Here is a 14,153-nt window from a genome sequence, read left to right on the forward strand (position 1 = left end):
GATCACTCCATGAGTACAGCCCTATTCGCGCGGCGCCTCTGTGCCGTCGCAGCCTGCCTGTGGGCGGCGTTGCCATGCGGGGCGCAGGCACCCCAAGCGCCCGCCACGACCTTCGCCGTGCCCGCGGTACAGAGCCAGCGCTTGCCGGCCTTCAGCAAGTTGCAGCTGGACGGCGCCATGGACCTGCAGCTCATGGCCCATGGTGAGGCCGTGCTGGAGCTGCCAAGCGGCGGCGTGCGTGCCTGGGTGGACGGTGACACCCTGCACCTGATGTCGCCGGTCAGCGGCACCGTCGCGAGCGAGCTGGGCTTGAGCGCGCGGCCGCGCGTGCGCCTGCAGCAGCCTGCCGAGCAGTTGCAATCGATCGAGCTGCGTGGCTCCAGCCAGGTGCAGATCGGTGCCCTGCAGGCAGGCCGCTTGAAGCTGTTGCTGAGTGGCTCCGGTGGCTTGCGGGTGGAGCGGGTCGAGGTAGGACATCTTGACCTACTGGTGCACGGATCGGGTTCGCTGCAGCTGGGCCAGGTACAAGCGCGGCGCTTGGCCATCAACCTCACGGGTTCAGGCAGCGTGCAAGTCGGTGCTTTGCAGAGCGAGCAGCTGGAAGCCAGGTTGCGTGCCTCCGGCGGGGTCAGCATCGAGGCGGGCCGGGCGCGCGAGCAGGAATGGCTGCTTTCCGGCAGTGGCGATGTGCGGGCTGCCGGCCTGCAAGGCGAGCGGGTCAAGCTGCGTGGTTTTGGTAGTGGCGATGCTGATCTCGGCGCCATGGAGCAATTGCAACTCAGCATTTACGGCTCGGGCGACGTCAGCTATGCCGGACAACCGGCCTTGCAGCTCTGGATGCTTGGCTCGGGCTCGGTGCGGGCCCGGGGCGAAGCCAAGCAGGGCCAGACGCTGCTGGCGCGACCCTGAGTGGTGCGCGCCGCGACGGCCCTGCAGGCCCCAAGCGTGCGCTGCGCGCCCGTGCTGCCGCGGCCTTCATGGCCGCTTCATGCGCGTCGGCCGACACTGATTTTGCGTTCCCGAGATGAGCGTCTCCTTGAATGAATCCATGACTGCGAAGCTGAACACCATGAAACTCACACACCACTTCAACGGGCTGATGGCCTTGATCCTGTGCAGCGCAGGCTACGCACAAGCCCAGCCTCCGGCCCCCGCACCGGACGGTCAGACCATGCGTTGGGGCGCAGCCCTCATCAGCCTGCCCAAGTACCCCGGTGCTGATCGCCAGCAGCTGTTCGCCGCGCCCTTGATCGAGGCGCGCTTCGGCGAGCATTTCTTTGCCAGCACTCTGCAAGGATTGGGCGCCGACTGGCGGCCAGCAGAGGGCCTGAGCCTCAGTGCCGCCTTGGTGCTGGACAGCCATTGGCGGCGCCGCAAGGACCTGCCCGCCGCCTGGGCCAGCCTGGATGAAGTCAAGTTCGCGCCGACCCTGCGTTTGGCAGCGCAGTGGCAGGTCGAGCGGTTCAACGTGGAGCTCAGCAGCAGCTCTCGCCTGGGGACGCTGAGCCGCGGCGCGGCTGGCAGCAAGAACAAGAAGGGTGGGCACAGTGTGCAGCTCGATGCCAGCTATGGCTTGTTGGCCACGCCTGGCCTGGCCTTGGCCGCCGGCGTCAGCGTCGAGGCCATGGATGCCCGCCTGGGCCAGGCCTTGTTCGGCGTCGATGCGAGCCAGGCTGCCAGCAGCAAGCTGCGCGTGCACAGCGTCCGTGCAGGAGTGGCCAGCGCCGGCGTCTTTGCTCAAGCTCAGGTGCCGCTGGACAGGGATTGGAACTTCAGCGCCCGCATGGGCTTGCAGAGCTTGCGCGGCGATGCCGGCAACAGCCCCTTGGTTCAGAAGCGCCGCCAGCCAACGCTGGCGATGAGCTTCAGCCGCGCTTTCTGAGCCCGGTGCTCAGGGCAAGGCCTGACCCCGCGCACAGACAAACAGCCGGTACCAATCCTCGCGGCTGAGTTGCACCTGAGTCGCGGCACCGCAGGCCCGGATGCGTTCGGGCTGGCTGCTGCCGATCACGGGCTGGATGCCGGCCGGGTGCCTCAGCAGCCAGGCCAAGACGATGCTTTCGGGTGCCACCTGGTGCTGGTTGGCCAGTTCGCGCACCAGGGCGGTGCCGGCCTGAGCGATGCGATCGTCGGCCGCTGCCGCGCCACTGAAGCGGCCTTGGGCGAGCGGGCTCCAGGCTTGCAGCTGCACGCCCTCGGCCTGGCAATGCTGCAAGGTGCCGGCCCAGGGCAGGGCGGCGCCACTTTGGCCATCATTGAAGCTGGCATCCTGGGCCAGCCAGTCCAGCTTGCCCAGGCTCATTTCCAGCTGGTTGGCGACCAGAGGCTGGTCCAGCGCCCTTTGCAGCCAGCGCATCTGGCTGGTCTGCATATTCGAAACGCCGAAGTGGCGCACCTGGCCGCGGCTCTGCAGCAGGCGAAAGGCCTCGGCAATTTCCTCGGGCTCCATCAGCGGGTCCGGCCGGTGCAAGAGCAGCAAGTCGAGGTACTCGGTGCCCAGCCTCTCCAGGCTGGCTTGCACCGAGGCGATGATGTGCTCGGCCGACAGGTCATAACGCCCTGGCCCCGCGTCATCGGCAAAGCGGATACCGCATTTGCTCTGCAGGATGATGCCGTCACGCAGAGAAGGCTGGCGGCGCAGCAGGGCGCCGAAACAGCGCTCGGCCCGGCCGCGTTTGTAGATGTCGGCATGGTCGAAGACGGTGATGCCGATGGACTGTGCCGCTTCCAGCGCCGCATGGGCTTGGGCGATGTCGGCCTCGCCGATGTCCTGGGCGTCCCAGGGGCCGCCCAAGCTCATGCAGCCCAGGACCAGGCGGCTGCTGCCGGGCAGAAAATGGTTCAGCGGTAGAGGCGTGGGCGTCATGGTTCAGCGATGCGATGCGATGCGGGGTGGAGTGAGCCGCTGACTGTAAGGAAGCCGGGCGCAGGAACGGTCAGGATGGAATCAGCTGCGATTCAGGATCTTGGGCACCGCATTGGGCCGCAGGCGGAAGGCGTCCGGCATGCCCGAGCCCAGCAGCGGGCGCAGATAGAGGCGGAAGGCGTCGGTGATGTTGGTGCCGCAGGGGCTGATGAATTCGTCTTCCATCACCCGGGTCTTGCCGGCCACATCGGCCAGGGGCAGCAGCTCGTAGTCCACCGAGTAGGTGCCGCTGCGCTTGATGGCCACCGAACCCGAAGTTCGCCCGCCGGCGCCGTGGAAGGCGAACTGCACGGCCTTCTCGCCGACTTCGCGCGCTTCGCGCTGGTCCACGTCCGAGACGCAGCCGATGAAGCTGCGCTGCAGATAGCCGAAGGTATCGCCGCGCACGCGCTTGATGCCCAGCCGGCTCTTGATCTCCTCACACAGCAGATCGGCCAGGGCGCCATTGCCCGAGAGCTGCACATTGCCGTGGGCGTCGCGCTCCAGGTCTTTGGCCAGTTGGGCGGCGATGGGCTGGCCGCTGGCATCGTGAATACCTTCGGACACGGCGATCACACAGCGGCCGTAGCGTTCATACATGGCCTTCACATCGGCCAGGAAGCGATCGAGCTCGAACACCCGCTCGGGCAGGTAGATCAGGTGCGGGCCGTCGTCGGGAAACTTTTTGCCCAGGGCCGCGGCGGCGGTCAGGAAGCCGGCATGGCGGCCCATGACCACACCGACGTAGACGCCGGGCAGGGCGGCGTTGTCGAGGTTGGCGCCGGCAAAAGCCTGGGCCACGAAGCGCGCGGCGGAAGGAAAGCCGGGCGTGTGGTCGTTCAGCACCAGGTCGTTGTCAATCGTCTTGGGGATGTGGATGCAGCGCAGCGGGTAGTTCGCGGCTGCAGCCTCCTCGCTGATGATGCGCGTGCTGTCCGAGGAGTCGTTGCCGCCGATATTGAAGAAATGCGTGATGCCGTGGGCCTGCAGCACCTGGAAGATCTTGTGGCAGTAGGCGGCATCGGGTTTGTCGCGGGTGGAGCCCAAGGCTGAGGAGGGCGTCTGCGCCACCAACTCCAGGTTGTGGCTGGTTTCCTGGGCCAGGTCGACAAAGTCTTCAGTGAGGATGCCGCGCACGCCGTGGCGGGCGCCATAGATGGCGGCCACACCGGCCTGGCGGCGGGCTTCCAGCACCACGCCGACCATGGATTGATTGATGACGGCAGTCGGGCCGCCGCCCTGGGTGACGAGAATCTTGCAGGGGCTCATGAGGTGCTCCGGTGACGGTGGCAGGCGGCGAACGCAGCCCGGCCATGGGGCTTGATTGTGCGGCAGCTCAGGCCAGGTTTTCGCGAGCTTGTGGCTCGCGACTCAGCCGCCCAGTAGCTGCTGCACTTGATCGGACGCCTCAGCACGGTCTATGGAGGCCGGGACCTCATCGGGGCGCAGTGCACGTGTCAGACAAAGCCGCGTGTGCCGTCGGCTTCTTGCATTAGCGGTTCTAATCGAACTGAAGAGGCAGAAATGCCGCTTCCCATCGGCCGACATAGCTCGTACAAAGAGACACCTCAACTCGGCCACAGAGCCACGGAGACAGACATGCTGATCGGTTGCCCCAAGGAAATCAAGAACCATGAATACCGTGTCGGCCTGACGCCGGCCAGCGTGCGCGAGCTGAGCAGCCGCGGCCACCAGGTGCTGGTGCAGGCGGGGGCTGGCGCCGCCATTGGCCTCAGTGACGAGCAGTATGTGGCCGCCGGCGCCGCGATCGAGGCCGACGCGGCCCGCATCTTCGCCAAGGCGGACATGATCGTGAAGGTCAAGGAGCCGCAGCCGCAGGAATGCGCCATGCTGCGGGAAGGTCAGATTCTCTACACCTATCTGCATTTGGCACCGGACCCCGAGCAGACGGCGGCCTTGGTCAAGAGCGGCGCCATCTGCATCGCCTACGAAACCGTCACCGGGGTCGGCGGCGGCTTGCCCCTGCTGGCACCCATGAGCGAAGTGGCTGGCCGAATGTCCATTCAAGCCGGCGCTGCCCATCTGGAGAAGAGCAAGGGCGGCATGGGCATCCTGCTGGGCGGCGTGCCCGGCGTGGCCCCGGGCCATGTGGTGATCTTGGGCGCCGGCGTGGTCGGCACCCATGCGCTGCAGATGGCCGTGGGCCTGGGCGCGCGAGTGACCGTGCTGGACAAGAATGTCGACCGCCTGCGTCAGCTGGATCTGGTGTTTGGCAACCGCATCTGCACCCAGTACTCGAACGTCGCCAGTGTCGAGGAGGCGGTGCTGAGCGCCGACCTGGTCATCGGTGGTGTGCTGATCCCCGGCGCGGCGGCGCCCAAGCTGGTGACCCGCTCCATGGTCTCGCGCATGAAAAAGGGCGCTGTGGTGGTCGATGTGGCCATCGACCAGGGCGGCTGCTTCGAGACTTCGCACGCCACCACCCATGCCGAGCCGACCTTTTTGGTCGACGGTGTGGTCCATTACTGCGTCGCCAATATGCCGGGTGCGGTCGCTCGCACCTCGACCTTTGCGCTGAACAATGCCACCATAGGGCACGCCGTGGCATTGGCCGACAAGGGCTGGAAGCAGGCCTTGATCGACAACCCGCATCTCTGCGCCGGCCTCAACGTGGCCCGGGGTCATGTCACCTATGAAGCGGTGGCCCGTGACCTCGGCTACGAGTATGTGCCGGCCGAGGCTTTGTTCGACTGATCGATCGATCAAGCGAACGGCGAACGCCGGCGGCGAGGCCCGCATCATCTGATTTCGTTCAACCCAGGAGGTTTCTCATGTCCAGCATCAACCAATCCCAGAAAGACCGTTTGATGGACGATCTGCATGCGGTCGTCGCCGAGGCCGAAAGCCTGTTGCGGGCGACCGCCGGTTCGGCGAGCGAGGGCGCCAGCGAACTGCGCGCCAAGGTGCAGGCCAGCCTGGACCGTGCCAAGCGAAATCTTCATGATCTGCAGGATGCCGCTGTCGACAAGGCCAAGGCCGCCGGCCGGGCGACCGACCACTATGTGCATGAGAACCCCTGGCAGTCGATCGGCGTGGCGGCCGGCGTCGGCCTGTTGCTGGGCATGTTGATCGCCCGGCGCTAAGGGGCGCTAAAGGCCTGAGGCCGAGCAGCGCGCTCGGCCTCATGAGCAAAAAAAGCCCCGCGGCCTGAGGGCCTGCGGGGCTTTCTATTCTTTGAACCGTTGACGAGGCGAAAAATTCGCCAGGTGTCAGGTCTTGCCTGGTGCCTGTTCCATCCAGCGCTCGAGCTGGTCGGCTTGCATGGGGCGGGCGAACAGATAGCCCTGACCCTCATGGCAGCCCAGCTCCATCAGCTGTTGACGCTGCTCTTCAGTTTCGATGCCCTCGGCGATCACGGTCAGATTGAGGCCGCGGCCGAGGTTGATCACCATCTGTGCAATCGTCGAGCCGGCGCTCGAGGTCTGTGCCTCGCGCACAAAGGCGCGGTCGATCTTGAGCCGGTCGACGTCGAGCTGGCGCAGATGGCTGAGCGAGGAGAAGCCGGTGCCAAAGTCGTCGATGGCCACGCTGACGCCGCAGCGCTTGATGTCAGCCAGGATGTGCATGACCAGTTCCGTGTCCTCCATGGCCATGGACTCGGTGATTTCGAGTTCGAGATTGCGCCCGTCCACGCCGGTGTCACGCAAGGCACTGCTCAGCACGGCCATGAAGCCGGGGTGACGGAATTGCGCCAGCGAGACATTCACGCACATGCGGAAGTCCTGGTAACCGAGCTCAAGCATGCGTTTGAGCTGGTGGCAGGCGGTGCGCAGCACAAACTCGCCGATGCTGATGATCAGGCCGGACTTCTCCGCCAGCGGAATGAATTGGTCGGGCGGTACGAACTGACCCTCTTCGGTGCGCCAGCGCAGCAGTGCTTCTGCGCCCAGGGGCTGGCCATCGCTGAGCAGGACCTGGGGTTGGTAGACCACGAACAGGCGGTTTTCCTCGAAGCCGGCGCGCAAGCCCTTGAGCAGCTTGAAGCGCTCGCGTGCATCGGTGCCCATGGCAGAGGAGAAGTACTGCGAGGAGCCTCGGTGCTGGGACTTCGCCTGCTTGAGCGCGATCTGGGCGTCGAGCAGCAGCTCGGAGCCCACGGCTGCGGACTCGGCCAGGCGCACCAGGCCTGTGGTGGCGGACAGCTGCAGGCGTTCGCCGGCCACCGAGAAGGGCTCCAGGAAGACCTGTTGGATGTTGTCGGCGCTGACTTGGTCGCTGGGGCCCAGCAGACCGAAGGTGTCGGCGCCGACCCGTGCCATGGCGGTGTTCAGACCCAGGGCTTCACCGAGGCGCAAGACCACGGCGCGCAGCACCTGGTCGCCAAAGTGGTGGCCGAAGGCGTCATTGATGTCGGAGAAGTCGTCGATGTCGATCAGGGCCAGGGTGACATCGGCGGGGTTTTTGAGGTTTTTGTCCAGCAACTCGACGAAGCGATTGCGGTTGGGCAGATGCAGCAGTTGGTCGTTGTAGGCTTGGTCCAGCAGCTGGCCATAGAGAACCACGTTCTCGAAACCGACCGAGATGTTGGAGCAGAAGGCGCGCAACAGCTGCTGGTCGGTTTCGCTGAGCTCGCGGCCGACGTCGACCAGGGCCGCCATCGGCCGGCCATTGCTCATGCCGAAATACAGGCAAGTGCCTTCGTCGTAGATGTTCTGGCGCTGGTCCAGGCATTGCTGCAGGCGCTCGCGCACCGTCTTGATCTGCACGGCCGAAAGCGGCGCATTGATCATGCCGCTGTACTGGCCGGCGGCGGCCACCACCCGCACCTCGGCGTCGGCTTCCATGCCGACCTGGGCGCAGACCAGGCCCTCCGGCAAGATGCCCAACATGGCGCAGAGCTGGGTCACCACGCCCTCAGCGAAACGATGCAGGCCGCGCAAACGGCTCAGCTCGGTGCTGGCGTCGACAATCATCTCCAGCCCGCGCCGGTTGGCTTCCAGCGCGCAGATCTGCCGGTAGGAGCGGATCGCCGCTGTGAGCACCGTGTAGAGGCGGGTGCGGGTCAACTCGGACTTGGTCTTGTAGTCGTTGATGTCATAGGCCTGCACCGTCTCGATCTCGGGCGCATAACCCGGCTGGCCGGTGCGCAGGACGATGCGGGCGGCGCCGAGCTTGAGCTCGTCGCGGATGTAGCGCACCAGCTGCAGGCCGGCGTCTTCGGACTCCATCACCACATCGAGCAGAACGACAGCCAGATCGGCTTCATTGGCCAGCACCTGGCGTGCTTCGGCGGCCGAGGTGGCATGCAGAAAACTCAGGGGCAGGCCTTCCACCAGAAGGCCTTGCATGGCCAGCTCGGTGGCCTTGTGAACATCGCCGTCGTCATCGACGATCAGAACCCGCCAGGGATGGATCAGGTGAGCATCGGTCGGGTCCGTTTGCTCGGGGCTGTCCAGAAATTCCAGCAGATCGTCGTCGTCTTCGTGATCGGGCTTGGCCGGACTGTTTGTCTCGCGCATGAGGGCCTGTGCTCCAGCCGATGGATTGACAATAGCTTGAGGGTATTTCATTCTGTACCCGGTCGCCATGAGCGCAAGTGCCTATGTGGTGGTACTCACGATACATGCAGTTTGAGTTTATAGAGCATTTGCCGGCTATGTGATCGCTGTAAATGCAATGCAAGATGGTCACATATGGGAGGCAAGCATGAATGAAACCGGGCCCCGGCCTGAATCGCGACAAGAGGCCGGAGGTACTGCGGCGGCTGCGGGCCTTGGCGCCGGGCCTCTGGGGCGCCTGGCTCGTGTGCTCCTGGAGCTGCTGCAGACTCGGGTTGAACTGCTGTCCAGCGAGCTTGAAGCTGAGAAGCTTCGCCTGTTCGGCGCCCTGGTTCAGATGCTGCTCGCCCTCTTGATGGCCGGCGGTGCGCTGTTCATGTTCAGCTTGGCTGTTCTGCTGCTGAGCCCTGAAGGTTGGCGCTGGTTCAGTGGCCTGGTCTTGACGGTGATCTATGCAGGCCTGGCGGCTTGGGCCTGGTCCGGTGCGCGTGCGCAGCTGAGCCAGCCTTCGGGCTTGTTCGCGGCCAGCGCGGCTGAATTGGCGCGCGATCGCGCTGGTCTGGAAAGGTGAGCCGCCATGTTGTTTCAGCGTGAACTGAATGAGCAGCAGCAGCGCCAACTGGCCTTGCGGCTGCGACACATCGAGCTGCGTGCCGAGCTGGCAGTGGCGCACCGTGATCTGCTCCAGCCCTTGCAGTTGGTCCAGGGCCTGATGGGCTCAGGGCCACGATTCCGTTCCGGCCTGTGGGGCGGCCTGGGCCTGGCGGCCGCGGCTTTGGCCTGGTACTTCAGAGGCGCAAGGTCGAGCGCTGGCAGCCTGGGTGCAAGCTTGAACTGGCTGCGCTTGGCCTTGCGGGTCGCACGCCTCTGGACCGCGGTCAAAGCCGAATTCAGGGCCGATTTCAGGCCTGAGGCGGCGGCAGATGGGCGAGGGCAGGGGCAGGGCGCGCGCCCTGCCGCCAGCGAAGCCGAGCTCTGACCGCCAGAGCTTCAGCGTGGCCGTTTGCCGGGCGCTCGCGCAGCAGGGCTGTTTGGGCTGGCGGAACCGGCAGGGCGAGCCGGGCGAGTGCCAGCCTTGGCCGGGCGGCTGCCGTTGTCGCGCGGCGGCAAGCCGGTGTGCTGGGACAAGATCTGACCCTGGCGCGGTGCCGCCGGACGGCCATTGCCCAGACCTTGCTTGGCCAGGGGCTTGGCCACTGAGGTCTTGACGCCGGTCGGCGTTGAGTTCTTGCGCCGCGCACTTTCGTAGCTGCCGTCGGTGACCGGCTGGTAGGTCGGGATCAGGTGGTACTTGCCATTGCCGATCAGGTCCTCGCGGCCCATGGTCTTCAATGCCTCGCGCAGCATCGGCCAGTTGTTGGCATCGTGGTAGCGCAGAAAGGCCTTGTGCAGGCGGCGGCGGCGGTCGCCGCGGACGATGTCCACGGTTTCGCTGGTCTCGGCGCTGCGGGTGATCTTCTTCAGCGGGTTCTTGCCCGAGTGGTACATGGCCGTGGCCGTGGCCATGGGGCTGGGGTAGAAGGTCTGCACCTGGTCGGCGCGGAAGCCGTTCTTCTTCAGCCAGACCGCCAGATTCATCATGTCCTCGTCCGAGGTGCCCGGGTGGGCGGCGATGAAATAGGGGATCAGGTACTGCTTCTTGCCGGCCTCTTCACTGGCCTGCTCGAACATCTGCTTGAACTTGTCGTAGGTGCCGATGCCGGGCTTCATCATCTTGGACAGCGGCCCGCCTTCGGTGTGCTCCGGCGCGATCTTCAGGTAGCCGCCGACATGGTGGGTGACCAGCTCCTTCACATACTCCGGTGACTTGATGGCCAGGTCGTAGCGCAGGCCAGAGCCGATCAGGATCTTCTTCACGCCCTTCAAGGCGCGCGCGCGCCGGTACATCTTGATCAGCGGGTCGTGGCTGGTGTTCAGGTTGGAGCAGATGCCCGGGTAGACGCAGGAGGGCTTGCGGCAGGCGGCCTCGATCTCGGGGCTCTTGCAGCCGATGCGGTACATATTCGCGGTCGGGCCGCCGAGGTCGGAAACGATGCCGGTGAAGCCCTTGACCTTGTCGCGCATCTCTTCGATCTCGCGGATCACCGAGTCTTCGCTGCGGCTCTGGATGATGCGGCCCTCATGCTCGGTGATCGAGCAGAAGGTGCAGCCGCCGAAGCAGCCGCGCATGATGTTGACGCTGAATCGAATCATCTCCCAGGCCGGGATCTTGGTCGCGCCCTCGTGGCTGCCGTTCTCGTCGGCATAGCGGGGGTGCGGCGAGCGCGCGTAGTTCAGGTCGAAGACATGGTCCATCTCCGGCGTGGTCAGCGGGATCGGCGGCGGGTTGATCCAGACGTCGCGCTCGCCGTGGCGCTGCACCAAGGCGCGGGCATTGCCGGGGTTGGTCTCCAGATGCAGCACGCGGTTGGCGTGGGCATAGAGCACCGGGTCGCTCTTGACCTGCTCGTAGGCCGGCAGGCGGATCACGGTGCGCTCGCGCGGCGGCATCTGGATTTTGCCGCTGGGCGGCTGGGCTTGGGGCTTGCGGACGATGGTGATGGGCTTGGCGCCGTCTTCCAGCCCGGGTGCTTTCACCTGGCCGGTCACGCAGGAGGCAGCCTTGCTCTCGGCCGTCTCTTCGATGGTCTGGTAGGGGCTGATCAGGGTGTCGATGCGGCCGGGTTGGTCGACGTTGGACGAGTCCAGTTCGAACCATTCCGACGAAGTCGGGTCGTCGGTGCGGCGCATGAAGGCCGTGCCGCGCACATCGGTGATGCTCTCGACCGGCTGGCGCGCGGCCAGGCGGTGGGCAATTTCAACAATGGCTCGTTCGGCATTGCCGTAGACCAGCAGATCGGCTTTCGAGTCCACCAACACCGAGCGGCGCACCTTGTCCTGCCAGTAGTCGTAATGGGCGATGCGGCGCAGCGAGGCCTCGATGCCGCCGATGACGATGGGCACATCGTTCCAGGCTTCCTTGCAGCGCTGGGTGTAGACCAGGGTGGCGCGGTCGGGTCGTGAACCGCCCAGGCCGCCGGGCGTGTAGGCGTCGTCGCTGCGGATTTTTCGATCGGCCGTGTAGCGGTTGATCATCGAATCCATATTGCCGGCCGCAATACCGAAGAACAGATTCGGCTTGCCCAGCACCTTGAAGGGATCGGCACTCTGCCAATCGGGCTGGGCGATGATGCCGACGCGGAAGCCCTGGGCCTCCAGCGTGCGCCCGATCACCGCCATGCCGAAGCTGGGGTGGTCCACATAGGCGTCACCGGTGACGATGATGATGTCGCAGGAATCCCAACCCAGCTGCTCCATCTCGGCCCGGCTCATGGGCAGGAATGGGGCAGGACCGAAGCGCTTGGCCCAGAACGGGCGGTAGGCCGTCAGGGCTTTGTTCGGTTTCGGAACGGTGAGGGTGGGGTGTGCGGACACGGCGGCGGTTTCCAAAAGAGCAACCTGCGATTGTCCCAGGACTGCGGGCAAACCCGGCATCAGCCGTGAAATTTGCGGGGCTTTCTGTGTGGAAATGCAGGGGAGCGCTGGCCGTGCTGCCTGCACAGGCCCACGTCAGCTTTCCCGCTTCAGGCCCTGACAAATGCCTTGCTGGCCGAGGCGGGCGATCTCCTCTGCGCTCATCGGTGGCAGCAAGGGTTCGCGGCTCTGCGCCAGGCTGGTCAGAAAGCCTTCGATGGCGGTCTGGCCGACTTCCATCAGGTCAAAGGACTCCGGGTCCATGATCCATTGGTGCAGCAAGCCGTCCACCAGGGCCACCAGGGCTACGGCGGCGCGGCCGGTGTTCAAGCTTGGCGGCAGCTGCCCCAGGCTGATGGCATGTTCAAAAGCCAGGCGGTTCTGTTCGCGCCAGTTGCGGTGCGACTGCAGCTTGCGCTCCTGCAGGGCCTGCATCTCGCCGGTGTATTCGACCTTTTGCATGGCAATTTCGAACACGCGCCGGGTGCGCTCGTTGTGCATGGCCGAGTAGAAAACGTTGATCAGGCCCCAGCGCAGATCGGCAAGGCTGAGCACGCCGCTGGCGTCCACATTCATGTCCATGCCTTCTTCAAGGGGCATGGTGGCGCGTTCCATCATGGCGTCGAAGAGCTCGGCCTTGTCCTTGAAATGCCAGTAGATCGCACCGCGAGTGACCCCGGCGCTAAGGGCAATGTCTTGCAGGGAACAGCGCGAGACGCCGCGCTGCTGGAACAGCTGTTCCGCCGCGTCGAGCAAGCTCATGCGTGTTTCTTGTGCTTCTTGTTTGGTTTTCCGGGCCATGGTGCAGGGATTTTAAGTCACAAAACATACATGCGCGAATGTATGTATATACTGGCGACCGTTCTGCAACAGCCCCACGACTCGAGCGTGCCTGACATTTGTCGCCGGCGCTTGATCTGAAGCAAGATGCCCGACACGCCAAATCACACTTTTTCGATCGCCCCTGCTGCGTCGCACGCTCAGCGAAACCAAAGGACAAGCCCAATGCTGCCCTCCCAACTTCAAGCCCCTGATGCCCTGAATCCCGCCCGTGACGCTCTGCGTACTCGCGCGCTTTATGTGCTGCCCCTGGTGATCGCCGTGGCTGCCGCGCTGACCGCCTGTGGCGGAGGCGACAAGGCCGGTGCTGGCCCGGCCGGTGGCGGCATGCCGCCACCAGCGCCGGTCGGCGTGGTCAAGACGGAGCTGCAGGCTGTGGGCCTGCAGACCGAGCTGCCGGGCCGGGTGGAAGCCCAGCGCACGGCTCAGGTGCGCGCCCGCGCCAACGGCGTGGTGCTCAAGCGCCTGTTCACCGAAGGCTCCGAGATCAAAGCCGGACAGGTCTTGTTCCAGATCGATCCGGCACCGTATCAGGCCGCCCTCGACAGCGCGCAGGCCAGTCTGGCCAAGGCGCAAGCCAATCTGGCCCAGGCCGCCGCGCAGGCCGAGCGCAACAAGCCCTTGGTCGAGGCTCGTGCCATCAGCCAACAGGAATACCTGAGCAGCGTGGCCGCCGCCAAGGCCGCCGAGGCCGATGTGGCCGCTGGCAAAGCTGCGGTGCAGAGCGCCAAGCTCAACCTCGGCTACGCCGCCGTCACAGCGCCGATCTCGGGCCGCATCGGCCGTGCTCTGGTGACCGAAGGCGCCCTGGTCAGCGCGGCGGAAGCCACGCAGCTGGCCCTGGTGCAGCAGACCAGCAGCGTCTACGTCAACTTCACGCAGAGCGCCAATGAGGTGCAGCAGCTGCGCCGTGCCCTGGCGGGCGGCAAGCTGCGCTCGGCCGGTGCTCAGGCCGCCCAGGTGCGCATCGTGCTGGACGACGGCAGCGAGCTGGCCAAGCCTGGCCGCCTGCTGTTCACCGACCTGAGCGTCGATGCCGCATCGGGCCAGGTCAGCCTGCGCGCCGAGGTGCCCAATGCCGAGGGTCAGCTCTTGCCGGGTCAGTATGTGCGGGTGCGTTTGTCGCAAGGCGAGCTTCCGGCCGGCATCCTGCTGCCGCAACAAGCGGTCAAGCGCAGCAACCAGGGTGACTCGGTCCTGGTGGTCGGTGCCGGCAACAAGCCCGAGCCGCGCATGGTCAAGGTCGGCAGCGCCCAGGGCAACCAATGGGTGGTGCTGGACGGCCTGAAGCCGGGCGAGCAAGTCATCGTCGACGGCTTCCAGAAGATGTTCGTGCCCGGCGCGCCGGTTACGCCGGTGCCTTGGTCGGCCGCTTCTGCTTCGGCGCCGGCCGCCCCCGCCGCTCCGGCCTCAGCCGCCAGCCGCTAATACGAGGT

12 protein-coding genes are annotated in these 14,153 nt (G+C 65.5%); 7 read left to right on the plus strand and 5 right to left on the minus strand.

The genetic code is table 11. From position 1 onward, the window contains the following. Nucleotides 1-9 precede the first annotated feature (9 nt). A complete protein-coding gene (locus tag LNV28_RS10900; RefSeq protein WP_263519773.1) occupies nt 10-909 on the plus strand; it encodes a GIN domain-containing protein in 900 nt (299 codons plus the stop codon). A 160-nt stretch (nt 910-1,069) separates the two neighbouring features. Then, a complete protein-coding gene (locus tag LNV28_RS10905) occupies nt 1,070-1,882 on the plus strand; it encodes a MipA/OmpV family protein (RefSeq protein WP_263519774.1) in 813 nt (270 codons plus the stop codon). A gap of 9 nt (nt 1,883-1,891) precedes the next feature. Here the strand turns inward: LNV28_RS10905 and LNV28_RS10910 are convergent, their stop codons facing one another. After that, nucleotides 1,892-2,866, minus strand: coding sequence for an aldo/keto reductase (locus tag LNV28_RS10910; protein ID WP_263519775.1), 975 nt, complete (start codon nt 2,864-2,866; stop codon nt 1,892-1,894). An 81-nt stretch (nt 2,867-2,947) separates the two neighbouring features. Further along, nucleotides 2,948-4,174, minus strand: a complete 1,227-nt coding sequence (locus LNV28_RS10915; protein ID WP_263519776.1) for a 6-phosphofructokinase — start codon at nt 4,172-4,174, stop codon at nt 2,948-2,950. A gap of 330 nt (nt 4,175-4,504) precedes the next feature. Here LNV28_RS10915 and ald point away from each other — a divergent pair, with 330 nt between their 5' ends. Beyond that, nucleotides 4,505-5,620 carry an alanine dehydrogenase gene (gene ald, locus LNV28_RS10920; RefSeq protein WP_263519777.1) on the plus strand — a complete coding sequence of 372 codons (1,116 nt, stop codon included), beginning with the start codon at nt 4,505-4,507 and terminating at the stop codon, nt 5,618-5,620. 77 nt (nt 5,621-5,697) lie between these two features. Then, a complete protein-coding gene (locus LNV28_RS10925) occupies nt 5,698-6,009 on the plus strand; it encodes an ElaB/YgaM/YqjD family protein (RefSeq protein WP_263519778.1) in 312 nt (103 codons plus the stop codon). Between the two features lie 126 nt (nt 6,010-6,135). Here the strand turns inward: LNV28_RS10925 and LNV28_RS10930 are convergent, their stop codons facing one another. Next, entirely contained in the window at nt 6,136-8,385 is a 2,250-nt protein-coding gene (locus LNV28_RS10930; RefSeq protein WP_263519779.1) for a putative bifunctional diguanylate cyclase/phosphodiesterase, read from the minus strand. A gap of 187 nt (nt 8,386-8,572) precedes the next feature. Between LNV28_RS10930 and LNV28_RS10935 the strand changes: the two genes are divergently transcribed. Both LNV28_RS10935 and LNV28_RS10940 read left to right on the plus strand, forming a co-directional pair. After that, complete coding sequence (locus LNV28_RS10935; RefSeq protein WP_263519780.1) at nt 8,573-8,995, plus strand: phage holin family protein; 423 nt, start codon at nt 8,573-8,575, stop codon at nt 8,993-8,995. Nucleotides 8,996-9,001: 6 nt separating this feature from the next. Next, the gene (locus LNV28_RS10940) at nt 9,002-9,403 is read left to right on the plus strand and encodes a hypothetical protein (protein ID WP_263519781.1); all 402 of its coding nucleotides are present in this window, start codon (nt 9,002-9,004) and stop codon (nt 9,401-9,403) included. An 11-nt stretch (nt 9,404-9,414) separates the two neighbouring features. Here LNV28_RS10940 and LNV28_RS10945 read toward each other — a convergent pair whose 3' ends face one another. After that, complete coding sequence (locus LNV28_RS10945; RefSeq protein WP_263519782.1) at nt 9,415-11,838, minus strand: YgiQ family radical SAM protein; 2,424 nt, start codon at nt 11,836-11,838, stop codon at nt 9,415-9,417. A 135-nt stretch (nt 11,839-11,973) separates the two neighbouring features. Further along, a complete protein-coding gene (locus LNV28_RS10950; RefSeq protein WP_263519783.1) occupies nt 11,974-12,639 on the minus strand; it encodes a TetR family transcriptional regulator in 666 nt (221 codons plus the stop codon). 243 nt (nt 12,640-12,882) lie between these two features. Between LNV28_RS10950 and LNV28_RS10955 the strand changes: the two genes are divergently transcribed. Further along, complete coding sequence (locus tag LNV28_RS10955) at nt 12,883-14,145, plus strand: efflux RND transporter periplasmic adaptor subunit (protein ID WP_263519784.1); 1,263 nt, start codon at nt 12,883-12,885, stop codon at nt 14,143-14,145. Nucleotides 14,146-14,153 lie beyond the last annotated feature (8 nt).

The sequence above is a fragment of the Paucibacter sp. DJ2R-2 genome (assembly GCF_025717675.1).
Lineage (GTDB): Bacteria > Pseudomonadota > Gammaproteobacteria > Burkholderiales > Burkholderiaceae_C > Paucibacter_A.